The 23,577-nt window shown below is 54.3% G+C and carries 22 protein-coding genes and 1 tRNA gene; 8 read left to right on the top strand and 15 right to left on the bottom strand.

All coding sequences use genetic code 11. The features are described 5' to 3' along the window. The first annotated feature begins 33 nt into the window (after window positions 1-33). Complete coding sequence (gene epmB / locus EDY99_RS22985; protein ID WP_060660044.1) at window positions 34-1,062, top strand: EF-P beta-lysylation protein EpmB; 1,029 nt, start codon at window positions 34-36, stop codon at window positions 1,060-1,062. Between the two features lie 87 nt (window positions 1,063-1,149). On the opposite strand, the gene EDY99_RS22980 is transcribed toward epmB, so the two are convergent. The 5 genes from EDY99_RS22980 to EDY99_RS22960 form a co-directional block, all read right to left on the bottom strand. Further along, on the bottom strand, window positions 1,150-1,494 hold the full coding sequence (locus tag EDY99_RS22980) for a DUF4156 domain-containing protein (protein WP_025305007.1): 345 nt from the start codon (window positions 1,492-1,494) through the stop codon (window positions 1,150-1,152). Between the two features lie 303 nt (window positions 1,495-1,797). Then, window positions 1,798-3,423: a methyl-accepting chemotaxis protein gene (locus EDY99_RS22975; RefSeq protein WP_123062086.1), complete on the bottom strand. Its 1,626-nt coding sequence runs from the start codon at window positions 3,421-3,423 to the stop codon at window positions 1,798-1,800. A 225-nt stretch (window positions 3,424-3,648) separates the two neighbouring features. Next, window positions 3,649-5,295, bottom strand: coding sequence for a chaperonin GroEL (gene groL / locus EDY99_RS22970; RefSeq protein WP_004929662.1), 1,647 nt, complete (start codon window positions 5,293-5,295; stop codon window positions 3,649-3,651). A gap of 44 nt (window positions 5,296-5,339) precedes the next feature. Beyond that, the gene (locus tag EDY99_RS22965; protein WP_004929661.1) at window positions 5,340-5,633 is read right to left on the bottom strand and encodes a co-chaperone GroES; all 294 of its coding nucleotides are present in this window, start codon (window positions 5,631-5,633) and stop codon (window positions 5,340-5,342) included. Window positions 5,634-5,822: 189 nt separating this feature from the next. Continuing rightward, window positions 5,823-6,311: an FxsA family protein gene (locus EDY99_RS22960; RefSeq protein ID WP_046688094.1), complete on the bottom strand. Its 489-nt coding sequence runs from the start codon at window positions 6,309-6,311 to the stop codon at window positions 5,823-5,825. 369 nt (window positions 6,312-6,680) lie between these two features. On the opposite strand from EDY99_RS22960, the gene aspA reads away from it, so the two are divergent. The 6 genes from aspA to EDY99_RS22930 all read left to right on the top strand — a co-directional run bounded on the left by aspA (window position 6,681) and on the right by EDY99_RS22930 (window position 12,652). Then, window positions 6,681-8,117: an aspartate ammonia-lyase gene (gene aspA, locus EDY99_RS22955; RefSeq protein ID WP_004929659.1), complete on the top strand. Its 1,437-nt coding sequence runs from the start codon at window positions 6,681-6,683 to the stop codon at window positions 8,115-8,117. 249 nt (window positions 8,118-8,366) lie between these two features. Beyond that, on the top strand, window positions 8,367-9,668 hold the full coding sequence (locus tag EDY99_RS22950; RefSeq protein WP_033641606.1) for an anaerobic C4-dicarboxylate transporter: 1,302 nt from the start codon (window positions 8,367-8,369) through the stop codon (window positions 9,666-9,668). Between the two features lie 109 nt (window positions 9,669-9,777). Beyond that, entirely contained in the window at window positions 9,778-10,101 is a 324-nt protein-coding gene (gene cutA, locus EDY99_RS22945) for a divalent cation tolerance protein CutA (RefSeq protein ID WP_004929657.1), read from the top strand. Further along, on the top strand, window positions 10,077-11,801 hold the full coding sequence (locus tag EDY99_RS22940; RefSeq protein ID WP_116286965.1) for a protein-disulfide reductase DsbD: 1,725 nt from the start codon (window positions 10,077-10,079) through the stop codon (window positions 11,799-11,801). Before cutA ends, EDY99_RS22940 begins: the two co-directional genes overlap by 25 nt. A gap of 39 nt (window positions 11,802-11,840) precedes the next feature. Beyond that, complete coding sequence (locus EDY99_RS22935; RefSeq protein WP_015376374.1) at window positions 11,841-12,416, top strand: transcriptional regulator; 576 nt, start codon at window positions 11,841-11,843, stop codon at window positions 12,414-12,416. 160 nt (window positions 12,417-12,576) lie between these two features. Further along, window positions 12,577-12,652: transfer RNA gene (locus EDY99_RS22930), tRNA-Phe, on the top strand. A 1,094-nt stretch (window positions 12,653-13,746) separates the two neighbouring features. On the opposite strand, the gene EDY99_RS22925 is transcribed toward EDY99_RS22930, so the two are convergent. From EDY99_RS22925 to EDY99_RS22885, 10 genes are all read right to left on the bottom strand, one after another. Then, the gene (locus EDY99_RS22925; RefSeq protein ID WP_127897168.1) at window positions 13,747-14,031 is read right to left on the bottom strand and encodes a hypothetical protein; all 285 of its coding nucleotides are present in this window, start codon (window positions 14,029-14,031) and stop codon (window positions 13,747-13,749) included. A gap of 137 nt (window positions 14,032-14,168) precedes the next feature. After that, window positions 14,169-14,714, bottom strand: coding sequence for a LuxR family transcriptional regulator (locus tag EDY99_RS22920; RefSeq protein ID WP_072022503.1), 546 nt, complete (start codon window positions 14,712-14,714; stop codon window positions 14,169-14,171). 138 nt (window positions 14,715-14,852) lie between these two features. Continuing rightward, complete coding sequence (locus EDY99_RS24710) at window positions 14,853-15,818, bottom strand: hypothetical protein (protein ID WP_164489288.1); 966 nt, start codon at window positions 15,816-15,818, stop codon at window positions 14,853-14,855. 226 nt (window positions 15,819-16,044) lie between these two features. Further along, on the bottom strand, window positions 16,045-16,572 hold the full coding sequence (locus EDY99_RS22915; RefSeq protein ID WP_047573023.1) for a fimbrial protein: 528 nt from the start codon (window positions 16,570-16,572) through the stop codon (window positions 16,045-16,047). Between the two features lie 13 nt (window positions 16,573-16,585). Next, a complete protein-coding gene (locus EDY99_RS22910; RefSeq protein ID WP_241157684.1) occupies window positions 16,586-17,173 on the bottom strand; it encodes a fimbrial protein in 588 nt (195 codons plus the stop codon). Further along, window positions 17,166-17,780 (bottom strand): fimbrial protein, encoded by a 615-nt coding sequence (locus EDY99_RS22905; RefSeq protein WP_033641599.1) that lies wholly within the window; start codon window positions 17,778-17,780, stop codon window positions 17,166-17,168. The genes EDY99_RS22910 and EDY99_RS22905 overlap by 8 nt, the downstream gene beginning before the upstream one ends. Before the next feature lie 49 nt (window positions 17,781-17,829). Beyond that, on the bottom strand, window positions 17,830-18,579 hold the full coding sequence (locus tag EDY99_RS22900) for a fimbria/pilus periplasmic chaperone (RefSeq protein ID WP_046688090.1): 750 nt from the start codon (window positions 18,577-18,579) through the stop codon (window positions 17,830-17,832). Between the two features lie 57 nt (window positions 18,580-18,636). After that, entirely contained in the window at window positions 18,637-21,168 is a 2,532-nt protein-coding gene (locus EDY99_RS22895; protein ID WP_046688089.1) for an outer membrane usher protein, read from the bottom strand. A 29-nt stretch (window positions 21,169-21,197) separates the two neighbouring features. Then, the gene (locus EDY99_RS22890) at window positions 21,198-21,743 is read right to left on the bottom strand and encodes a fimbrial protein (protein ID WP_033641596.1); all 546 of its coding nucleotides are present in this window, start codon (window positions 21,741-21,743) and stop codon (window positions 21,198-21,200) included. 85 nt (window positions 21,744-21,828) lie between these two features. Then, window positions 21,829-22,389 (bottom strand): fimbrial protein, encoded by a 561-nt coding sequence (locus EDY99_RS22885; protein ID WP_033641595.1) that lies wholly within the window; start codon window positions 22,387-22,389, stop codon window positions 21,829-21,831. 415 nt (window positions 22,390-22,804) lie between these two features. Between EDY99_RS22885 and EDY99_RS22880 the strand changes: the two genes are divergently transcribed. Continuing rightward, window positions 22,805-23,560, top strand: coding sequence for a winged helix-turn-helix domain-containing protein (locus EDY99_RS22880; RefSeq protein WP_046688088.1), 756 nt, complete (start codon window positions 22,805-22,807; stop codon window positions 23,558-23,560). The last annotated feature ends 17 nt before the right edge of the window (window positions 23,561-23,577 follow it).

Genomic DNA, 23,577 nt, shown 5'->3' with positions numbered 1-23,577 from the left:
CTGAATATTTGAACTGGTAGCTTAGCCAAAAAAATGGCACACATTATAACCCAAAGTACGGCACATAGAGAAGATTGGTTGCATCAACTCGCCGATGTTATTACCGATCCCGATGAATTACTGCAGCTTTTGTCACTGAATACGCACCCGGAACTGCCGCAGGGGCGCGATGCCCGTCGGCTGTTTGCCCTGCGCGTGCCGCGCGCCTTCGCTGCGCGCATGCGCCCCGGCGATGACAACGACCCGCTGCTGCGCCAGGTGCTGACCGCCAGAGAGGAGTTCATCAACGCCCCAGGGTTCACCACCGATCCGCTGGATGAACAGCGCAGCGTGGTGCCGGGCCTGCTGCACAAATACCGCAATCGCGCGCTGCTGCTGGTCAAAGGCGGCTGTGCGGTCAACTGCCGTTACTGTTTCCGCCGTCACTTCCCCTATCAGGATAATCAGGGCAACAAGAACAACTGGCGGCAGGCGCTGGATTATATCCGCCAACACCCGGAACTGGACGAGATCATTTTTTCCGGCGGCGATCCGCTGATGGCCAAAGACAGCGAGCTGGAGTGGCTGGTCGGCGAGCTGGAGGCCATCCCGCACCTGAAACGCCTGCGCATTCACACCCGTCTGCCGGTGGTGATCCCGGCGCGCATTACGCCGGCGCTGTGCCGCCTGCTGTCGGCCTCGCGCCTGCAGGTGCTGATGGTCACGCACATCAACCACGCCAACGAAATCGACCGCGAGCTGCAGAGCGCCATGGCCCAGCTGCGCCTCGCCGGCGTCACGCTGCTCAACCAGAGCGTGCTGCTGCGCGACGTCAACGACGATGCCGATACGCTGGCGGCGCTCAGCAACGCGCTGTTCGACGCCGGCATCCTGCCCTATTACATCCACGTGCTGGACAAGGTGCAGGGCGCGGCGCATTTCATGGTCAGCGACGATGAAGCGCGCGTCATCATGCAGGCGCTGCTGAGCAAAGTGTCCGGTTATCTGGTGCCGCGCCTGACGCGTGAAGTGGGCGGCGAACCGAGCAAAACGCCGATCGACCTGCGCCTGATGCAGGAGTGACGCGCGCCACAGGGCTCGACGAAACGAAAAGAGGAATGCCGTGGCATTCCTCTTTTTTATCTCTTCGCGGCGTTAGGCCTCAGCGCCTTACGGGCACTTGTAAACCTGGCCGACCATTTTGCTGTCCAGCGGCGCGAAGCTGGAGAGCAGGTTCTGGCTTGGGCTGTTGGCGCCGTAAATGACGTTGCCGCCCATCGCCGCTGCCTTGTTGCGCAGATCGTTGGCCGCACCGCGCATGGAGCTGCCTTCACCGCCGTTGCCGGACAGCCAGTTGCTCTGGGTGCCGGTCACTTCCCCCAGCAGCTGGCATTCCGCCGCCGGCTTGCTGTCGGTGAACTTGATCTGCTGACCCGCAGCGGTCAGTTCATGAGTGGTGCTGCAACCCGCCAGCAGCATCGCTGCCGAAAGACCCAGTAAGGCTTTAATCCGCATCTTGTTCCCCATTCGATGTTGAGAATTACGCAAAATCTTCTACCCGTCGTCTTTCAAGCTGTAGCGTTGTTGACTGCACTCGCTCACCCCAGTTACTTACTCAAGTAAGCGCCTGGGGACTCACGAGCTGGCCGCCTAGCTACAACTTGAAATTCATAGGGTATATCAGAAAGCGATGCCATCTCTTAAGCATCCGTTGCCACGCGAGCGGGCCAACGTCTTGAGCGACAGCTGATGACTTACCAGTTTACCAGCTAAATCGCCCCGGGCGGCAAAAATATCATCAAATACAGTGCGGCGGCGTTATACCCAACCGGCAACGGCCGCCGATGCCTGCGCCAGCTCTTCGCCCTGACGCGGTTCCCCCTCCGCCAGTTTGAATACCGCCACCGCCTGCGCCAGCAGGGCCACCTGTTCCTCCACGCCGACGGCGGTGGTCGCCACCTCCTCCACCAGCGCGGCATTCTGCTGGGTCACCTGATCCATCTGGGTCACCGCCACCCCGACCTGCTCGACGCCTTTGCTTTGCTCTTCCGACGCATAGGAGATGTTATCCATCAGCGACGTCACCTGGTTCACCGAGCCGACGATGGCATTCATCGTCTCGCCCGCCTGTTCCACCAGCCGCACGCCGGCGGCGATATCGCCGGTTACGCCGTCGACCAGACCGCTGATCTCCTTGGCCGAAGTCGCGCAGCGCTGCGCCAGATTGCGCACTTCGCCGGCTACCACCGCAAAACCCCGCCCCTGCTCCCCGGCACGCGCGGCCTCGACGGCGGCGTTCAGCGCCAGAATGTTGGTCTGGAAGGCGATGCCGTCGATCACGCTGGTGATATCCCCCACCTGACGCGCGCTGTCATTGATCGCCCGCATCTTGTCGACCGCGCTGGCCATCAGCGTTTCGCCGTTGCGGGCAATGGCGGCGGTCTGATTGACCATGCCGGCGGCCTGAGTGGCGTTATCGGCGTTTTGCCGCACCGTGGCGGTGATCTGCTCCATGCTGGCGGCGGTTTCCGTCAGCGCGCTGGCTTGTTCTTCGGTGCGGCTGGAGAGATCGGCGTTGCCGACGGCGATCTCGTGCGTACCGTGGTTGATCGACTCCACACCGTCACGCACCTGCTGCACGGTGGCACTCAGCTCCTGCTGCATCGTCCGTAGGCTGGCGAACAGCATGCCGATCTCATTGTTGTTGCGTACCGCGATCTCGCTACGTAGATCGCCGCGCCCAACCTTTTGCAAATGTTCGGCGATCTGGCGCAGCGGCAGAATCAAGCGTCGGCGGAAATCACGCTGCACGGCGACCAGCAGCAGCAGGATCGCCGCCAGGGTGCCGCTCAGCAGACGGGCGAAGACTTTTTGGGTCTGCTCCGCCTCTTCCACTGCCAGACGGTGGGCGGCCACCGTGGCCCGCATGTAGTCGGCAAACTGGTTATCCAGCCGCTGGCGCACCTGGCGCTTCTCTGCCGCCATGGCGTGCAGCCGCTCGATCAGCGCCGCCTGCGGCGTGTCGGCCAACAGCGTCAGTTCTTGCTTCAGCACCGCCTGCTGCGCCAGATAGACCTTTTTCATCGCCTCGCCCAGATCCGGGCGCGATACCGTCAGGCCCGGCGTCTCCCAAAACAGATTGAAAGCGACGTCGGCGCTGCGCAGCTCACCGCGCGCCTCATCGATACCCTGTTGAATATCGGCTCTGCTGGTCTGCGCCCAGCGCTCGAACGCCATGTTGTCGATCAGCGTCTGCGTTTGCAGCAAAGCACGCCAACTGCGGTTCAGCGCCGCTTCCTCGTCGGAGAAGGTGCTCATCCTGTCGATGCTGTGGCCGTTTTGCTGCATGAAATAGAAGGCGATGGCGCCGGTTCCCATGGGCATCAAGCCCAGCAGCAACAGCATCAACATCAGCCAGGTGGCTATTTTCATATTTTTCAGCATAAGTCGTCTCCGTTGACAGTCACACCGGCGAGGGGAAATTCCCCGCTCGGTAAGGGCTATATCGGTACGAAACGACAACGGTTTAGGGTAAAAGCAAAATAATGCAATAATTCATTCAGTGAACTAATAACAAGCTAAATAAACATTCTTTTTATTGATTTTTAAGCTAAAAAAAACCCCGGTCATTTGACCGGGGTTCTCAGCACACAAGCGTGTGGGGGATGATTACATCATGCCGCCCATGCCGCCCATGCCACCCATGCCGCCTGCTGCGCCCAGATCCGGTGCGTCAGCCTTCGGCAGGTCGGTGACCATGCATTCGGTGGTGATCATCAGGCCAGCCACGGAGGCCGCGTACTGCAGAGCAGAACGGGTCACTTTGGTTGGATCCAGGATACCCATCGCGATCATGTCGCCGTATTCTTCAGAGTAAGCGTTGTAGCCGTAGCTGCCTTCGCCCGCTTTCACCTGGTTGGCGATAACGGAAGCTTCTTCACCGGCGTTGACCACGATCTGACGCAGAGGGGCTTCCATTGCGCGCAGCGCAACTTTGATACCCACGTTCTGGTCTTCGTTGTCGCCTTTCAGCGCGGCGATTTTGCCTGCAACGCGGATCAGCGCTACGCCGCCGCCGGCAACCACGCCTTCTTCCACTGCGGCGCGGGTCGCGTGCAGGGCGTCTTCAACGCGGGCTTTCTTCTCTTTCATTTCAACTTCAGTGGCTGCGCCAACCTTGATAACGGCAACGCCGCCGGCCAGTTTCGCTACGCGCTCCTGCAGTTTTTCACGATCGTAGTCAGAGGTCGCTTCTTCGATCTGCTGACGAATTTGAGCAACGCGGCCCTGGATGGTCGCTTCGTCGCCCACGCCATCGATGATGATGGTGGTGTCTTTGTTGATGACAACGCGTTTCGCCTGACCCAGGTCTTCCAGGGTGGCTTTTTCCAGCTCCAGACCGATCTCTTCAGAGATAACGGTACCGGCAGTCAGGGTAGCGATGTCCTGCAGCATGGCTTTACGACGGTCGCCGAAGCCAGGCGCCTTAACGGCAGCCACTTTCACGATGCCGCGCATGGTGTTGACCACCAGGGTCGCCAGCGCTTCACCTTCAACGTCTTCAGCGATGATCAGCAGCGGTTTGCCTGCTTTGGCAACGGCTTCCAGCACCGGCAGCATTTCGCGGATGTTGGAGATCTTCTTGTCAGCCAGCAGGATGAACGGGCTTTCCAGCTCAACAGAACCGGTTTCCGGCTTGTTGATGAAGTATGGGGACAGGTAACCGCGGTCGAACTGCATACCTTCAACCACGTCCAGCTCGTCTTGCAGGCCGGTGCCTTCTTCAACGGTGATAACGCCTTCTTTGCCCACTTTCTCCATCGCTTCCGCGATCAGTTTACCCACGGTTTCGTCGGAGTTGGCGGAGATGGTGCCGACCTGAGCGATAGCTTTGGAATCGGAGCAAGGTACGGACAGTTTTTTCAGTTCTTCAACCGCAGCGACAACCGCTTTGTCGATGCCGCGCTTCAGATCCATCGGGTTCATGCCTGCAGCAACCGCTTTCAGGCCTTCGGTGATGATGGATTGAGCCAGTACGGTTGCAGTGGTGGTGCCGTCGCCCGCCGCGTCGTTCGCTTTGGAGGCCACTTCTTTCACCATCTGTGCGCCCATGTTCTCGAACTTGTCTTCCAGTTCGATTTCACGCGCAACGGAAACGCCGTCTTTGGTGATGGTCGGTGCGCCGAAAGATTTATCCAGCACTACGTTGCGGCCTTTCGGGCCCAGGGTCACTTTTACTGCATCAGCGAGAACATTCACGCCGCGGAGCATTTTCACGCGAGCGTCATTGCCGAATTTTACGTCTTTAGCTGCCATTGGTATTTCCCTTCAACTCGTTCAGTTCAGAAGATAAAGCGCAATTACGCTTCAACAATTGCCAGAATGTCGCTTTCGGACATGATCAACACTTCTTCATTGTCGATCTTCTCTGCTTTCACGCCGTAGCCGTCGTTGAAAATCACGATATCGCCAACTTTCACATCCAGCGGTTGGATGTTGCCGTTTTCCAGCACACGCCCTTTACCCACTGCAACCACTTCACCGCGAGTGGATTTACCCGCAGCAGAGCCAGTCAGGACGATGCCGCCAGCAGATTTTGATTCAACTTCTTTGCGCTTGACGATAACGCGGTCATGCAATGGACGAATACTCATTGAACGCTCTCCTGTAAGAAGGTCTCTATCAGATTTAGGGTTGTACACCGGATGGTTGTTATTACCGGCCTCGTGGCATTTGAGATGGGGGCGTTCCAGCCCCCTTCAAGGGGGCGAACAAAAAAAATTTCGCATTTTTGGTCCGACGAGTGCCGCAGAGATGAAAAACGCGGCCAGAGCCGCGTTTGCTTAACGATCGTGAGGTTTGCGATCCTCGTCCGAGCGGTGTTCCAGCACCGGGCGTTCGTCGTCCTTGCGCTGGAATTCGCCGTCGAAGGTATTGCCGTTGGCGGCGTCGCCGCCCGTCCAACCGCCGGGGCGATACACCGACAGGTGCGGCATCAGTTTCAGCGTCAGCGATTTTTGCACCGGCGGCAGCAGCAGCAACAGGCCGAGGAAATCGGTGAAGAAACCCGGTATCAGCAGCAGGAAGCCCGCCAGCACCAGCGAAACGCTTTTCACCATTTCCGCCGCCGGGCTTTCGCCGGCCGCCAGTTTTTGCTGCATCTGCACGAAGGTTTTCATGCCCTGATTGCGCACCAGCGAAATGCCGACGCAGGAGCTGAACACCACCAGCAGCAGGGTGACAGCCACGCCGAGCACGGCGGCGACTTTGATAAAGATGGATATTTCTATGTAAGCCAGCAGAAATATCAGCAGTAGCGGTAACCAGCGCACCTGGTTCTCCTATCGGTAGGTAAGGCACGGCCGCCACGGGGCGACGGCGCGAAAAAAGAGGCCGTAAACGGCCGACACTATTACAATGAGGGCATCCCCCCACCATTTCAACCGAGAGCCGGTTTTTATTGCTAAAGTTCACAAACGTGAAAGAAGTCACAGAACCGAAAAAGGGCATATCCTTAAACACCATAAGGTGATCTGGATTCAGTCATTTCTTACCAACCAGCATATGATCTGGGCAGCTACGGGCGATTTGGTTAATCGTTTCACGCCCCAAGCCTTCGGCAATATTAATTTAGGCTGTGCCCTTACTAGCCTTGACCTGACAAATTATTAATTCGGCAGCAACACATAGAGAAGGTTCTCATGTCAAACAACATTCGTATCGAAGAAGACCTGTTAGGAACACGTGAAGTCCCCGCAGACGCTTACTACGGAGTTCACACTCTGCGTGCGATTGAAAACTTCTACATCAGCAACAGCAAAATCAGCGATGTCCCCGAGTTCGTTCGCGGCATGGTGATGGTGAAAAAGGCCGCGGCGATGGCCAACAAAGAACTCAAAACCATCCCGCGCAAAATCGCCGACGTGATCATCCAGGCCTGCGACGAGGTGCTGGATAAAGGCAAGTGCATGGATCAGTTCCCGGTGGACGTATTCCAGGGCGGCGCGGGCACCTCGCTGAACATGAACACCAACGAAGTGCTGGCGAACATCGGCCTGGAGCTGATGGGCCATCAAAAAGGCGAATACCAGTACCTGAACCCGAACGATCACCTCAATAAATGCCAGTCCACCAACGACGCCTACCCAACCGGGTTCCGCATCGCGGTGTACGCCTCCAACCAGAAACTGATCGACGCCATCAACCAGCTGCGCGAAGGCTTCGATCGCAAGGCGAAAGAGTTCGAAACCATCCTGAAAATGGGCCGCACCCAGCTGCAGGACGCGGTGCCGATGACCCTCGGCCAGGAATTCCACGCCTTCAGCGTGCTGCTGAACGAAGAGACCCGCAACCTGCACCGCACCGCGGAGCTGCTGCTGGAAGTGAACCTCGGCGCCACCGCCATCGGCACCGCGCTCAACACCCCGGAAGGCTACCAGCCGCTGGCGGTGCAAAAACTGGCGGAAGTCAGCGGCCTGCCGGTGGTGCCGGCGGAAGACCTGATCGAAGCCACCTCCGACTGCGGCGCCTACGTGATGGTGCACAGCGCGCTCAAACGCCTGGCGGTGAAACTGTCCAAAATCTGTAACGACCTGCGCCTGCTCTCCTCCGGCCCGCGCGCCGGCCTGAACGAAATCAACCTGCCGGAGCTGCAGGCGGGATCGTCCATCATGCCGGCCAAAGTGAACCCGGTGGTGCCGGAAGTGGTCAATCAGGTGTGTTTCAAGGTGATTGGCAACGACACTTGCGTTACCATGGCGGCCGAAGCGGGCCAGCTGCAGCTGAACGTGATGGAGCCGGTGATCGGCCAGGCGATGTTCGAGTCGATCCACATCCTGACCAACGCCTGCTACAACCTGCTGGAAAAATGCATTAACGGCATCACCGCGAATAAAGAAGTCTGCGAACACTACGTCTTCAACTCGATCGGTATCGTCACCTATCTGAACCCGTTCATCGGCCACCATAACGGTGACATCGTCGGGAAGATCTGCGCCGAAACCGGCAAGAGCGTGCGCGAAGTGGTGCTGGAACGCGGCCTGCTGACCGAAGCCGAGCTGGATGACATCTTCTCCGTGGAGAACCTGATGCACCCGGCCTATAAAGCCAAACGCTATACGGATGAAAATGAACAATAACAGACCTACCCGGTAGCCCTGAAAGGCACGCTAAATCCTCTGGATAGCGTGCCTTTTTACTTTTAGGCGCCCACAAAATTTTAACGTTTTATTTTCAATTTACACCCTAAATCATTGGGACTGCATCAAGGCGGCAAGAGCGCAAGTCCCCAGGAGCTTACTCAAGTAAGTGACTGGGGTGAGCGCTCGCAGCCAACACCGATGCAGTTTCAAGGATGACGGGAAATCTCATTTTAAGGAGTAAACACTATGCTAGCCGTAGAATTGGTTATCGTTCTGCTGGCCATCTTTTTAGGGGCCAGATTGGGCGGTATCGGTATCGGGTTCGCGGGGGGACTGGGCGTATTGGCGCTGGCGCTGATCGGCGTCAAACCGGGCAACATTCCCTTCGACGTCATCTCCATCATCATGGCGGTGATTGCGGCGATCTCCGCGATGCAGGTCGCCGGGGGGATGGACTACCTGGTGCAGCAGACCGAAAAACTGCTGCGCAAGAACCCCAAGCACATCACCATTCTCGCCCCTATCGTCACCTACTTCCTGACCATCTTCGCCGGCACCGGCAATATCTCACTCTCGGCGCTGCCGGTGATCGCCGAGGTGGCGAAAGAACAGGGCATCAAGCCTTGCCGCCCGCTGTCGACCGCCGTGGTCTCCGCCCAGATCGCCATCACCGCCTCGCCGATCTCCGCCGCGGTGGTGTACATGTCTTCGGTGATGGAGGGCCACGGCGTCAGCTACCTGCACCTGCTGATGGTGGTGATCCCGTCCACCTTCTGCGCGGTGCTGTTGATGTCGCTGCTGGTGACCTGGCTGTTCGATTCCAAGCTGTCTAACGATCCGGTGTACCTGAAACGCCTGGAAGAAGGCCTGATCACCCTGCGCGGCAACAACGCGCTGGCGATCAAACCACGCGCCAAAACCTCGGTGCTGCTGTTCCTGCTCGGCGTGCTGTGCGTGGTCGCCTACGCCATCATCAACAGCCCGGGCCTGGGTCTGGTGGCCAAGCCGCTGATGAACACCACCAACGCCATTCTGATCATCATGCTGAGCGTCGCCACGCTGACCACCCTGCTGTGCCGCGTCGACACCGACATGGTGCTGAACTCCAGCACCTTCAAGGCCGGCATGAGCGCCTGTATCTGTATCCTCGGCGTCGCCTGGCTGGGCGATACTTTCGTCCAGGCCAACATCGATTGGATCAAAGAGACGGCCGGCAGCGTCATTCAGGCGCACCCGTGGCTGCTGGCGGTGATCTTCTTCTTCTGCTCGGCGCTGCTGTACTCGCAGGCCGCCACCGCCAAGGCGCTGATGCCGATGGCGCTGGCGCTGAACGTGTCGCCGCTGACCGCCGTCGCCTCCTTCGCCGCCGTTTCCGGCCTGTTCATCCTGCCGACCTACCCGACATTGGTCGCCGCGGTGCAGATGGATGATACCGGCACCACGCGCATCGGCCGCTTCGTGTTCAACCACCCGTTCTTCATTCCCGGCACCATGGGCGTGATTTTCGCGGTGGTATTCGGCTTCCTGCTCGGCAGCGTCATGCTGTAAGGCGTCGACCGGGGCTGCGGCCCCGGTTTTCTTTCTGGCGATAAACTCGCCTTCTAGCCAATCCGCCTTCAGGGTATAGTGCCCATTCGAACCGATGAGAGGGCTGAAGATGTCTGATTGCGAAGCTGTCGTCATACTCTGTACCGCACCCGATGAAGCCAGCGCCCAGGAACTGGCGGCGCGGGTCCTGGGCGATAAGCTGGCGGCCTGCGCCACGCTGCTGCCCGGCGCCACCTCGCTGTATTACTGGGAAGGGAAACTGGAACAGGAATACGAAGTGCAGATGCTGTTCAAAAGCGATCGCCGCCGTCAGCAAGCCCTGCTCGACACCCTGAAACAACATCACCCCTACCAGACGCCTGAGCTGCTGGTCTTGCCGGTGATGGCCGGAGATAAAGACTACCTGTTATGGATCAACGCTTCATTAAACTGATTTTGCTGCTGTGCAGCCTGTGCTTCCTGCCGCAGGCGGCGCAGGCTTCGCTGTTCGAGCCGAAGGGCGGCAGCCAGTTCGTGCCCGTCGATCAGGCCTTCGCCTTCGATTTCAAACAGCAAGGCGGCCAGGTGACGCTGAACTGGCAGATCCGCCCCGGCTATTACCTGTATCGCCAGCAGATCAAACTGGTGCCGCAGCAGGCGACGCTCGGCGCCTTTACCCTGCCCGAAGGGCTGAGCCACAAGGACGAGTTCTTCGGCGAAGTGGCGATTTTCAAACAGCAGCTGAATCTGCAGGTGCCGCTGCAACAGGCGGCGGCCAACGCCAGCCTCAGCGTCACCTATCAGGGCTGCGCCGAGGCCGGCTTCTGCTACCCGCCGGAAACCCGAACCATCCCGCTGGACGCGGTCAGCGCCACCGCAGCCGCGCCGCTCTCGGCGGCTGCCTCTGAGCCAGCCGAACAATCCGCAACACCAGCCAGCCTGCCGTTCTCGCCGCTGTGGGCATTGCTGATCGGTATCGGCATCGCCTTCACCCCCTGCGTACTGCCGATGTACCCGCTGATCTCCGGCATCATCCTCGGCCGAGACCGGCCGCAAAGCAGCGGCCGCATTCTGGCGCTGGCGCTGGTTTACGTGCAGGGCATGGCGCTCACCTACACCCTGCTGGGCTTGGTGGTGGCCGCCGCCGGATTGCAGTTCCAGGCGGCGCTGCAGCATCCTTACGTGCTGATTGGCCTGTCGGCGCTGTTCATCGCGCTGGCGCTGTCGATGTTCGGCCTCTATTCCCTGCAGCTGCCCTCGGCGCTGCAAACCCGGCTGGCGAGCTGGAGCAACACCCAGCGCGGCGGCTCACTGACCGGCGTATTCCTGATGGGCGCGCTGGCCGGGCTGATCTGTTCCCCCTGCACCACCGCGCCGCTCAGCGCCATCCTGCTGTATATCGCCCAGAGCGGCAATCTGTGGGCCGGCGGCGGCACGCTGTACCTGTACGCGCTGGGGATGGGCATTCCGCTGGTGATCGTCACCCTGTTCGGCAACCGCCTGCTGCCGCGTAGCGGCCCGTGGATGCAGTACGTGAAAGAGGCCTTCGGCTTCGTCATTCTGGCGCTGCCGGTGTTCCTGCTGGAGCGGGTGATCGGCGATCTGTGGGGCCTGCGCCTGTGGAGCCTGCTCGGCCTGGCGTTCTTCGGCTGGGCCTTCGCCCTGAGCCTGAGAAGCGCGCGCGGCTGGGCACGCGCCCTGCAACTGCTGTTGCTGGCGGCGGCGGTGATCGCCGCACGGCCGCTGCAGGACTGGGCTTTCGGCGCCGACCAGGCGCAGCAGGCGGCTCAGCCGCACCTGGCCTTTACCCGCATCAACAACGTCGAACAGCTCGATCTCGCGCTGCAACAGGCGCGGGGCAAGCCGGTGATGCTGGATCTGTACGCCGACTGGTGCGTGGCCTGTAAAGAGTTCGAAAAATACACCTTCAGCGACGCCGCGGTGCAGGCAAGCCTGGCCAACGCGGTGCTGCTGCAGGCGGATGTGACCGCCAACGGTGCGGAACAGGCGGCGCTGCTGAAGCACCTGCAGGTGCTGGGGCTGCCGACGATCCTGTTCTTCGATCCGGCAGGCCGCGAGCTGACGGCCGAGCGGGTCACCGGTTTTATGAAGGCAGAAGCCTTCAACGCGCATTTGCAGAAAGTGATGCGATAACTGACACTGAAGATCGGAAGCGAATGGGAGGAAGCACAAGTGCAACGTGAACACGTCCTTGATACCGCGCTGGGCCTGTTGGAACAACAGGGCCTGGCGACCGCCACATTAGAGATGCTGGCGGAAAAACTCGACGTTCAGCCCGGCGATCTCAAACGGTTCTGGCCGGATCGCGAAGCGCTGCTGTACGACTGCCTGCGCTACCACGGCCAACAGATCGACACCTGGCGCCGCCAGCTGCTGCTGGACGAAAACCTGAGCCCGCAGCAAAAACTGCTGGCGCGCTATGACGTGCTGGCGGAATACGTGCAGCAAGACCGCTACCCCGGCTGCCTGTTTATCGCCGCCTGCAGCTTCTTCCCGGAAACGGATCATCCGATCCACCAACTGGCGGAGCAACAGAAGCTGACCTCGCTGGAGCTGACCCGCGAGCTACTGCGCGACATGGATGCCGACGACGCCGACATGGTGGCGCAGCAAATGGAGCTGATTCAGGAAGGCTGCCTGAGCAAACTGCTGGTAAAACGCCAGCTCCAGGACGTATCGGTCGCCAAACGGCTGGCGGAAGACATCTTGCAGGTGGCGCAGTGCCGCCGCAACGGGGCGTTGAGCTGAATCGGCAGGGTTGGCAGCGCCACCAACCCGAGGCGATAGCCCCAACAGGCGCATTTTTTGCGCCCTTTGCCTGAAAAGCCAGCAACCGGAGGCATTTTCGCGTATTTCACGCATAAAGCCGTTGACGGCTTTCGGCCAATACGGTTTAATGCTGCCCGTTGCCCGGATAGCTCAGTCGGTAGAGCAGGGGATTGAAAATCCCCGTGTCCTTGGTTCGATTCCGAGTCCGGGCACCATATTTAGAGAACCCAGCCTATGGCTGGGTTTTTGCTTTTCAGGGACAGGACTCTCCATCGAACTGCGTTCGATTATTCGGCCAAAGGCCTCACCCTGCGGGCCAGCGCTGAAGCGCTGTTCAATGCGGCGCCAGCGCCGGTTGTCCGAGTCCGGTCGCCCTATTTAGAAGAACCCACCTATGGCGGGTTTTTGCTTTTCAGGGACTGGACTCTCCATCGAACTGCGTTCGATTATTCGGCCAAGGGCCTCACCCTACGGGCCAGCGCTAAAGCGCTGTTCAACGCGGCGCCAGCGCCGGCTGTCCGAGTCCGGGCACCATATTTAGAAGAACCCGCCTATGGCGGGTTTTTCGCTTTCTGGGGTACGGACTCTCCATCGAACTGCGTTCGATTATTCGGCCAAAGGCCTCACCCTGCGGGCCAGCGCTAAAGCGCTGTTCAACACGGCGCCAGCGCCGGTTGTCCGAGTCCGGTCGCCCTATTCAGAAGAACCCGCCTATGGCGGGTTTTTCGCTTTCTGGAGGACGGACTCTCCATCGAACTGCGTTCGATTATTCGGCCTAAAGGCCTCACCCTGCGGGTCGGCGACACAGGACGAATGCTCCCTTATCTGCTTGGCATCCCCCCAGAAACGTTGGCTCCAAGGGTAAGCGAATTACCGCATTCTCGGCATTAGGCGTGAAAGTGGCGACGCTAGGCGAGCAATGCCCAATTTCGTTGAGGCGGATACTCACTCTCTGGTAAAAAACGCTACCTCATACAATGTGCAGCAGCGTCAATGATGACGTAGTAGTGCCAACCACCAGGAAGAATGGCCGTAGTCTTGAATAGACAGCTGCCTTTTCTTCATCCGCTGCGCATGTTTGTAGAATGAATAGATGCTTAAACAGAACAAGAATATCGCAAAATAAAACAAATCCACTTCACCTTTCCCTTGGTGTAGATAATACCCAACGTAAATTACGCACAGCTACCTTCGCTGCCAACGATAAAAATTCACCGAGTTGATGCTTTGAGTCGGAACAACAGGCTGTTTGAACAATAGTCACAAAAAAAGCAGGGGGACAACCCTGCTTGTCATTTGAAAATAAAGATTACTGGCATATCGGTGAGTATTTTTTCATAAACGGCGATTCGCAGATCGCATTCACGATATCACCTTTATCTTTCTCTTTTGGCTTGGCGTTTGAGTTGGTATTGCCACCACATTGCCCGCCATTGTTCCCCTGGCCATTGATGCATTGGCCAAAGTCGCTATTGCCGGCACCGCTGGCGTTGCCATTATTGCCCTGCACGTTCTGATTACCGTTAAAACCGGCATGCGCGTAAGACGCCATCATGATGCAGGCGCCGAGAAGCAAAGTTGTTGTCTTTTTCATAATTTTCCCTTTGTGTTATTTAGCAAGTGAATAAAACAAGATTTAACATTCCCTTGGGGAATTTTAATCATAATCCATTATCTTTTAGCGTTATAAAGATAGCAGATGAGAACAACTAAAATTATTCCCCATCACGGTTAGGAATACTCTGCCTCTGGTGATAGCAGCCAATAAATAAAATCATGGCTGCGGTTTAGCATTAGCTTTCCCATCACCGAACGTTTATGGCTGTGTACCGTTTTAACGCTCACCCCCATCACCCTGGCGGTTTGCGATTGGTCAAAACCTCTTCTAAGATAGTTCACTACCTGACGCTCGCGACGGGTTAGAGGCTGATATACAAATCGAGTTGTGGCTCGGCTATCACTCAGTATTTTTGCCAACAGTACGAACAATTTATCAAGGCTATCCGTTCGATACAGCACGCGGGAAGCTTCATGAGAAATAACCGGTCTTTCCTTTATCATGACGACAGGCGTGCACCCATCTTCATGCGCCGCGCTTCGCCAACGCTGAGCAATTCGTCTTGATGAAACGAATATCAAATCAGGTCGGGTTACTGCATCCTGATTTAAAAAACAAAGCACCTTATTATTGGCTTGGGCATACTGATTTAAACTGCTTTTCAGACCAGCAGAAAAATAACGATTGTCATCATCGATGATAATATTGATAACCTTCATTTTTGCCTCAAAAAATCATATACCGATATGCCCCACAAAAACTACAGAGCACTTTCGCTTGTCGTTATTAATGCCTAATCAATGAATTAAAGGGTAATCGGCCGTCTTACTTTAGCCGATCACGTAAAAGCCATATGATTAATATGAATTTATGATTAATATGGCATTACCACTGAATGGTCCTTCTTCAACATTCCCGGCGGTGTGCAAGGTAGATTCCAGTTCAATAGCGACCCCACCAGTAGGAATGTTGATTTTCTTGCCAGTGATGCCGGGAATACCATCGATAGTGACGGTCGAGAAAAGACTCCCGTCAGCTTTTAACTCTATTTTTTCACTGGCATTGTTGCTCACCACAGAAATATTCGCGTTAGCCGGATAAGTACAAGAAAGCCTCACGCTCTCTTTTTTCTTATGGCCATTGACTTCGTCAGTGCTTAACTGACCGTGATCCAACGTTACCGCCCCTGCATCGATGTTGCATTCGTTATTTGGCGGTGTTGGGCCAATGCAGCTTTGCCCAGGGAAAGCATTATAATATACAGATCCCGTAAACTGATAAACAAGCGCATAGCACACTTTTGAGTAGGCCTCCCATTTGTTTTTAATGATACATAATGAGGGGCTATTATCAGGATCACAGTAGTACCCCCAATTAGGGTAGCCATATACATTATGGCCGACACCTATGGGATTTAGAACTTTTTTAGATGTTATAGCTTTATATAACGCCCCCATTGTCGATGCGTTCCACATCTCAGGATAGAGATCAGTTTGCCATTGAGTAGATAATGCTGTCCCTACATAAGGGGCTGGAAATTTATTAAAATTGGTAAATACTCCAATATTGACTATACAAGTTCGCTTAAAACAAGGGTTCTGCGTCTGATCATTAACATCAATGCCCACAAGTCGGCCAGTGGCACCTGCGCCAGAATAATTCCCGGTGTTAATAAGCCCATTCACAATAGGCGCATTGGTGGTTTCCCACACCATACCTGCATTTGCTTTGCAGATAAAAATAAAAACCAAAAGGGAGGACAAGATAGCACGTCTCGCCCATGGGAATTTATTTTTAAAAAAAACCGATTTATAATTAACCATAAATTCTCTTTACACTCATGGACGTATTAAAAAATAATAAAAAAATGACATTGGCTCACACGAAAAAAGCGCTTGCTATCTTCTGTTAAGCACAGAAATAAAAACCTTACCCATCAATGGCATACCGGATTTACAATGAAGTAACGTATTGGCTTCTTGTTAGTTTAACGCTGCTGCCTTTGTTTCCTACAACCGGGCTTTGCCCACCCAGTTGCAGAAACCCTTATTACTCATACTCCGCCGTTAATGTCGCGGTTCCGGTAAAATCCGCCCCCACCAGCATGCTTCCTGGCCGTGCAATTGGCACCGCGTAAAGCTTAGTAGGGTTGGCGGCGTCAATGATCAATTTGGTATCGCTGACATAAGTGGTGTCGCCTGTACCTTGTGTAATACGCAAGCCAAGGTTACCCACGCTTGACTGCAGCGGTTTGCCATCCCCCCAGGACACCGGCGCAAATCCCAGTTTGACTTTCAGATCGCCGTATCCCGCTGAACCGCCGTTACAAGATACGCTATATGGAATTTCCATTTTTTTGTACGCGACGCCGTCTATTTTATTGATGGCTACGTTGGCAAAATCCACGCTAATATCTTTGCCATCATTCAGCGTACAAGTTGGTTGCTCGACCAATTTTCCGGTAAACTTTACATTTACCGCTTGCGCAGCCCCCATGGTCAGTAAACCCACGCAGATCATGGTGGCCAAGCCTGAGCCACGCACCATATTCATTTTTTCCATATTCATTATCTTCATTTTCATCTCCTTATTATTGAACCTCTACGAGCAATGTAGCGGAACTGGAAAAGTCTCCGCCTTTCAGCGTGGCACCGCTGCGCTTCACCGGAACTGCGTATAACGCTGGCGTAAGCGGATAAGTAAAATTAATCCAGGTATTCAGCCTCAGCTGTTGACCATTCTCTTGCAGTAGCTTAATCGCCAAATCGTTATTGTTAGTGCGCAGCAAACCATCACCAAAGTCCGGCGATAACCCTTGCAGGCTCACTTTCAACAACCCGGCGTTGCCGGACATATTGCCGCTACAGCTCACCTCGTAGGGGATAGGCCTTTTACCGTATTTGTCGCCATCAATTTTGGTGGTGATCAGTTCATTGAAGGACACAAAAATATCCTGGCCGCCGTTAATCTCACACTTGGGCTTGGCAACCACAGCACCCTTAACCGTAACCGTCGCCGTCGCTGCCCACCCAACCTGGCTCACCAACAACACTCCCGATAAGGTTAAGGCCGAGGTTACCGTCATAGTGGCCGCTAAGGAGAGAGAGAGCAGTAGGCTTGTCCCCACCTTTCGCCACATACAGCGCCATAACTTGCCCATTGCTTTCGCCTCAGTCATAGTTCATCCGAAAATCAATTGCGGCCTGATAGGCTCCTGCCACCATAGGCGCACGCGTGCGTTCCGCCATCACGTAAAAATTCAACGCGTCGCTTCCTATCGCCAACAACTGAGGCCGGCTACGGTGCCCCAGACGTACATCTTTTTTGTCACTGTCCAATAATCGCAACGCTATCCCGCCAGCGCCTCGTACCTTCACCAAGCGCGGATTGTCCGCATCCGCAGGGGCGTTGAAACTCACGCTCACTGCTGGCTGATAAGCATCCCAAACTTTATTGCCCCTGCGTTCGTCCTGCATGGCTGCCCCAGTACGCAAGCAATCTCGTAGGCGAAGCTGGAAGGCGACCGGTTCTGTACGCTCCCCCACTTTGGCCAGGTTGCCGGTCGCCGTTTCCCCCAACCAAACGTCCTGGCGCGCCGACACCATATCCAGCCGGCAAGCCCCCTCGGTCAATGCACCATGAACAAACAACACACCGTGATTTCCGTCTTCTGCTTTCGCAGAATTGGCCGCCAGCAAGACCAACAACAGCATGGAGACCATGCCTGCTTGACACGCCAAAGATCTGCCCTTCAGATTGCTGTAACCGTTGTCCATTTTTTGCATGACTTCTTCCCCGCTCGCTTCAACCGGTAAAACGTACCGCCGGTTTCTGTTATCCTTTTGCGTCAGGCACGACCTGGCAATCACTGGCGCCGCATTTGAATGTCAGCTCTGGGCGGCCACCGTAATCATTGATGTAGGTCAGCACCGGTGCATTGCCTAACCCAGAGGCACCCAGCGCAATGCTTCCCTTAGGCGGCACCATTAACGGTTCAAAACCCTGTGCCGTTTTTCCCTTCTTGCTGTTGCTGGCATCAACCAGCGTGATGTAATAAGGCGTTGGATTATTCACCTGGAAGCCCATCCCCTGACGAGTCAGCGTTAACTGCTCCTGCCACGGCGTAAAAGCACTGCCTTTGCCTGGCGTAATCGCCGCCGGGCGATAGAACAGCTTGATGCGCGTCTGCAACGCTATTTGTAATGTGTTGGCTTTCTCGCTTTTAGGCGGTATTTCTCGCAGGTTGAAATAGAACAGCGTCTCCCTATCCTGCGCCAACAAATTCACTGCCGGCGTCGACTGCACTTTTATTTGGCTCTGTGTTCCAGGTTCCAGCCGCTGTACCGGCGGCAATACCACTAGCGGGCTGTTAATCTTCTTGCCTTCGGCATCTTCCAGCCATCCCTGCGCCAGATACGGCAGTTGAGTATTTTTATTGCTGATATTCAGACTTACCGATTTCTCGGCGCCGTTAAAAATTACACGAGTACGATCCAGCGCAATAGCGGCTTGGGCCTGGCTGCTCAATACCATTGCCGACAACATACCGGCGACTGAGAATATTTTTACCATGTTCTTTTGCATAAAATTGTTCCGTCTTATAAAGCTTGTTCTTACTAAAATAGTCACGGGCTCGGCGGCTTATTCCGCTCTCGCCTCAGTATTCACTCGGCATGGCAACAGTAAGTTGCTCAACATAATATCCGTACGAATTGTCGGCAATGTGATCCGGCATTGGGCCTTACCGTCCCAATTCACCGTCATCTCTGTATTGGGCTTAATTCCGCTCAGATACACACTCCCGCCATCATTCACCAAGCCGGTCTGTTGCTGCCGACTGTTGTATACCACCGCACCAAACGGCGGGGCGCTGCCATCGGCCAGGCTAATCACCGCCATCGCCTTTTGCCCGGAAATCACATTAAAGCGCCGATAGCCAATCGCTCCCTCGGTTAATGTCGCCTGTACCACCGACTGCGTAGCGTCAACGTTATCCGGCAATGTGTTGAGATCGATACTCGCCTTGCTGCGGTAATAACTGTTGATATCCGCCACCACCGCTTTACCGAACATATTGGTGCGCGCCGTCGCACCAAATCCACGCACCGGCACATCGCCCACGCCTTCGGTATCTAAAAGCAACCGCGTCCCGCCCAAAGTGCTGTTGCGGTGTAGCGCCGCGCCCTTGGCGGTGGCCGTCATCCCACCTTGCAATGAGAACCCCATGGATGAGTAACTTCCCCCTTGGTAACTGGCATTGGCGCCGATGCGCGCGTTATCACCCTCATGGGTATAAAAGCCACTTGCTGAACCGCCCCGGCGTGAAAGCCCGGTGCTCAACTGATAGTTATTGTGTTCGTCCAGCCTTTCGTAATAACCAAGCCGCTGCGTATTTTCATTACGGTTCCACGAACTGCTGTAACTGAAGTTAGAATTAACCCCCCACGGTAAGGTAAAGGATAAATACATGCCATCATCCTTGGCCCCCTGAAATTTATTCCGAAAAGCCGTGAGCGACGCACTGATATTCTTCATGGCTCCCAAATCGAAATACCGCGAAAGAGCCAAACTATAACGTTCGCTAACAGGCTGGTCCCAATAAGTCTGATGACTGTAGTTGAGATAGGTACTTAATCCTAAATCGCGAAACTGCTTATTCAGCGTGACGGTATACATTTCTCGGCTTTTCCCGAGGCGACTTTCATCATAACGAGCGTCGAGGTATTCACTCATCGTCATAAAGTTCTGTTCAGAGAAACGATAACCAGCGAAGGTGATTTGGCTATCATATTCATCAAAACTCTTCGAATAACTTACCCGATAGGAGCCACCGGTTTTGGTGCCGCCCTGTTGGGGTAATTCCGCTCGTGATTGCGTGGAGTCAAAAGACAGCGCGCCAAATGCCAATAGATCGCGGCCTAGCCCCATAGATAACGCTTTATAATCGCCCCCACCCAAAGTGCCGCCATATAATGACCACCCGTTGCTCACCCCCCAGGAAAACTCTCCAGTAGCGAACAGAGGACCACGCACATGATGATTCCAATCAGAAGGTTTACCACCCGCGAATTTGAAACGCACCGTACCAGGGCGTGTCAGATAAGGAATATTTGCGGTATCTACTTTAAACTCCTGCACGCTGCCATCTTGCTCTTCTACCCGAACATCCAGCTGCCCGTTGATGGAATCATTAATATCCTGAATGCGGAATGGACCCGCCGCAACCCGGGTTTCATACAACACACGGCCCATCTGACTAATAACGACCTTGGCATTGCTTTTGGCTATCCCCGTCACTTCTGGCGCATAACCGCGAAGATTGGGCGGCAACATATTGTCATCCGAAGTCACGCTAAAACCGGTATAGCGGAAACTGTCGAAAATATCCGTCGCCAGATAATCCTCACCCATAGTCAAGCGAGCACCCCACTTAGGCAGCGCGCGGAAAGCGTAATATCGACTCCAGTCAAAATCTTGCTGCGTTGGTAAGCCTGTGCCGGTTTGATGATTGATATTCATCTGCCAGTCAGCACGTAAACGCCAAGCCCCCAGATTGGCCCCCGCTGTTCCGTTCCCGCTTAGATTATAGGATTGTTGGCTATTCTGCTGGGTGCGCTGCACCTGTGAATTTAGATTATAATCCAGCAACAACCCTGGAATACCTTCATCCCATCGAGATGGAGGATCCCAATCCGGCGATGAATATTCCAGGTAGGCCTGCGGAATATTCAAATACAAGGTAGATGACGCCAGATCGCCTTTGGCTTCCAGACCATTAAGGCTGCCGAGATCCAAACACTGCCCGTCATGCCACCAACGTAATTTCGCTAAGGCATCTGACTTAAGCCCGAGTTTTTCAACCAGTGTTGGCGAAATACAGGCCACGCTTCCCTTGCCCTCATCTTCCGGCGCATAGAATGCGACAGGTTCTTCAGGCAACACCAGTGTGTTCAGATTAACCGACATGATATATTTCCCAGGCATAATAAAACCGCCGTGCGAAAATTGGCTCAGATCGATATTTTTCCTGTCATTTAAATCTAACACGTCGATGTTAAACTGTACCCCGTCACTTGCCTGCAACTGAGCAGGCAAACTATATATCGCCAAAGAAATGCACATTCCCAGCAGGCTTAACAGAGGCGTTTTCGATTTGTTCGCGTTCGATTTCATGGCTCCGCCAACCTTTAACTTATTTATAATCAGTAGTAATTCAATTTAAATCGAATAGCGGTTCTATAATCCCCGGCACGTAACACTTGGCGATTAGCTACCAGTTGCATGGAATAATTTAAGTAGCTCTCATTGATGATGGTACCGCCTATTGGCATAGCTAAACCTGGGTAAATCACATTACCGAGGCTATCTGAAATACGTAATGCAATTCCTTTTGCCTCCCCCGTCACCCCAAAGAATTCACTATCGACTCGACCATCAAACGTCATTTGAAAATGCTGGCGGCCTGGTTGCACTTTGTCCATGTCTGCCAAACTGCAATTTAAAAGCCGCAGACTGAATGGCTTAGTCAAGCCATGGCCGTCCCGGGCAATTTGTTCTATCGGTAATGTTTGCATATCAATCGTTTGATCACGGCTTGCCGATTCAATGGCACAGGCGGCATTAACAATAGCGCCTTCCATATTGACTCTTCCCCAGCCAATAACCGCCGCCGCTGCCGGCATCGTCTGAGCTATAAAAAGCATGGCCAATAGGGAAGGCGCCACTCTATTTTTTTCAACGGGAGCCATATGCGTTGTCCATTATAATTAAGATTCCATACTGGGAAAAAGCATGCGGGATATCCCGCATGCCGGCATTAATGGAGTAAAACGATTACTGGTAGCTCAGCGCGAAGTTAACCACGCTGGTGAATGCACCAGGAATGATGGTATCCAGAGTGCCGCCGTTCCCTTTCAGGAAGGCTTTGAATGCCAGTTCGGCACCAGTATCACCAATTTCGATCTTCTGCCCGGTGGTCGCTGTGCCCAGCTCTACAACGGCGTTAGAATTAAGGGTATCGGTAATAACAATGCTCGCACCTTTGGCGGTGCTGCCGCTGCCCAGGGCAATCATCTTCTTATCGGTACCGGCGGAACCACCGGCCTCACCGGTAAAGGTCGTCTTGACGGTTTGTGCCGTAGCATTAGTGCAGTCTTCCAACTTAATGCTGAACGGTTCTTTGACTTCAGACTCGCGGCCGTCTTTCAGGCTCAGGTTGGAAATCTGACCCAGTGGAACGGTTTGATCGATGTTGCCCGGTGCAATAGAGCATGGCGCATCAATGATTTCACCCGTGAAAGTGACAGTACCGCTACCCTGATTTGCCGCCTGCGCCATCATGGAAGAAGCACCAAAGGCCAATACCGCTGCAATCATAATTTTATTCAGTTTCATAGAAGTCCCTTACATTCCTTAGTAAGAAGTGGAGTAAATTAAATTCTTAAGTCACGCATGCAATGCAGCAGCTTTATTCCTGAGCGTTGTATCCGTGGCTAATACGCTGCGTTTCCGCGTTCCGTATCAGTGGGAACAAATTTACACTCCCCGAGCTTTGTTTGAAACGTTATGTCGAAAAAAGACAAAAACACAGGATTATTATCGATAAAATAATAATTAAATAGATTTTAAAACCAAAAAATAGAAGTTAATTATCACTATTTATATAAAAAAACTTGTAAGCAGATAAACATTTCATGTCAATTATACGGATAGAGAGAAAAATCCTATTTACACACAGAGTGAAGGATTGAAAAAAGCCGCATCAGGTCTCAGAATAATCCCTCGACAGGAAAGTTGATGGGTAAATGAAATGATTTTTATCATAAATGAAGACATCCTCTTTAATGAGGATGAGGGCACGCTGTCGCATGTCGATAATGCCAGTAATAAAATAGCGTTACTTAAACCGACCAGCAGATTGCTTTCGTTGTTTATTCGCAATAATGATAAGCTGCTGCTGCGAGAGAGGTTGCTTAATGACGTCTGGGTTGAACATGGGCTCAAAGCCTCCAATAACAACCTGAATAATTACGTTTCCGGCCTGCGTAAGTCATTGGCGCAGTTCGGCGTGGAAGATATTATTGTTACCTATCCCCGTCAGGGGTTTAAATTTAATGCTTTAAGCATTCAACGGATGGATATAAATACCGATGAGATTAATAATAGTAATTATAGCAAAACCGAAATAGCGTCAACGCCGCCACCGGTTGCACGAACGCCGAACTTTCGTCGCTCTGTTCAGCGCTTAATTATGATTATGGCCGCTTGTTTAGTGCCGTTTGCCGCGATTGTGCTTTACCAAAACAGCACGCGCATCAGCGTTTATCCGTTGGGCAATGAGCAAAATTGCCAAATTTACACCATGCGGTTAGGCAGCGGTGAGTTGGCAAACATTAAGCGAGAGATACGGCAAGCCGGCTTCAACTGCCAATACCGGGCGGATATCTATTACTATGACAACATTCGCAATGAGGGCGCAGAAAAGGACGAACAGTGGTTGACCTATTGCCCGCGGGCGAGCAATAGCCCCTGCATTAACAATTACATCAATAATAAACAACCATAACATTGCGCCATTTATCC

The sequence above is a fragment of the Serratia sp. LS-1 genome (assembly GCF_003719595.1).
Lineage (GTDB): Bacteria > Pseudomonadota > Gammaproteobacteria > Enterobacterales > Enterobacteriaceae > Serratia > Serratia ureilytica.
This window is presented reverse-complemented; position numbering and strand designations above follow the sequence as displayed.

Coding starts and splice junctions, on each gene's coding strand:
- epmB (WP_060660044.1), top strand. CDS start 34: ATGGCACACATTATAACCCAAAGTACGGCACATAGAGAAGATTGGTTG.
- EDY99_RS22980 (WP_025305007.1), bottom strand. CDS start 1,494: ATGCGGATTAAAGCCTTACTGGGTCTTTCGGCAGCGATGCTGCTGGCG.
- EDY99_RS22975 (WP_123062086.1), bottom strand. CDS start 3,423: ATGCTGAAAAATATGAAAATAGCCACCTGGCTGATGTTGATGCTGTTG.
- groL (WP_004929662.1), bottom strand. CDS start 5,295: ATGGCAGCTAAAGACGTAAAATTCGGCAATGACGCTCGCGTGAAAATG.
- EDY99_RS22965 (WP_004929661.1), bottom strand. CDS start 5,633: ATGAGTATTCGTCCATTGCATGACCGCGTTATCGTCAAGCGCAAAGAA.
- aspA (WP_004929659.1), top strand. CDS start 6,681: ATGTCAAACAACATTCGTATCGAAGAAGACCTGTTAGGAACACGTGAA.
- EDY99_RS22950 (WP_033641606.1), top strand. CDS start 8,367: ATGCTAGCCGTAGAATTGGTTATCGTTCTGCTGGCCATCTTTTTAGGG.
- cutA (WP_004929657.1), top strand. CDS start 9,778: ATGTCTGATTGCGAAGCTGTCGTCATACTCTGTACCGCACCCGATGAA.
- EDY99_RS22940 (WP_116286965.1), top strand. CDS start 10,077: ATGGATCAACGCTTCATTAAACTGATTTTGCTGCTGTGCAGCCTGTGC.
- EDY99_RS22925 (WP_127897168.1), bottom strand. CDS start 14,031: ATGAAAAAGACAACAACTTTGCTTCTCGGCGCCTGCATCATGATGGCG.
- EDY99_RS22920 (WP_072022503.1), bottom strand. CDS start 14,714: ATGAAGGTTATCAATATTATCATCGATGATGACAATCGTTATTTTTCT.
- EDY99_RS24710 (WP_164489288.1), bottom strand. CDS start 15,818: ATGGTTAATTATAAATCGGTTTTTTTTAAAAATAAATTCCCATGGGCG.
- EDY99_RS22915 (WP_047573023.1), bottom strand. CDS start 16,572: ATGAAGATAATGAATATGGAAAAAATGAATATGGTGCGTGGCTCAGGC.
- EDY99_RS22910 (WP_241157684.1), bottom strand. CDS start 17,173: ATGACTGAGGCGAAAGCAATGGGCAAGTTATGGCGCTGTATGTGGCGA.
- EDY99_RS22905 (WP_033641599.1), bottom strand. CDS start 17,780: ATGCAAAAAATGGACAACGGTTACAGCAATCTGAAGGGCAGATCTTTG.
- EDY99_RS22900 (WP_046688090.1), bottom strand. CDS start 18,579: ATGCAAAAGAACATGGTAAAAATATTCTCAGTCGCCGGTATGTTGTCG.
- EDY99_RS22895 (WP_046688089.1), bottom strand. CDS start 21,168: ATGAAATCGAACGCGAACAAATCGAAAACGCCTCTGTTAAGCCTGCTG.
- EDY99_RS22890 (WP_033641596.1), bottom strand. CDS start 21,743: ATGGCTCCCGTTGAAAAAAATAGAGTGGCGCCTTCCCTATTGGCCATG.
- EDY99_RS22885 (WP_033641595.1), bottom strand. CDS start 22,389: ATGAAACTGAATAAAATTATGATTGCAGCGGTATTGGCCTTTGGTGCT.
- EDY99_RS22880 (WP_046688088.1), top strand. CDS start 22,805: ATGATTTTTATCATAAATGAAGACATCCTCTTTAATGAGGATGAGGGC.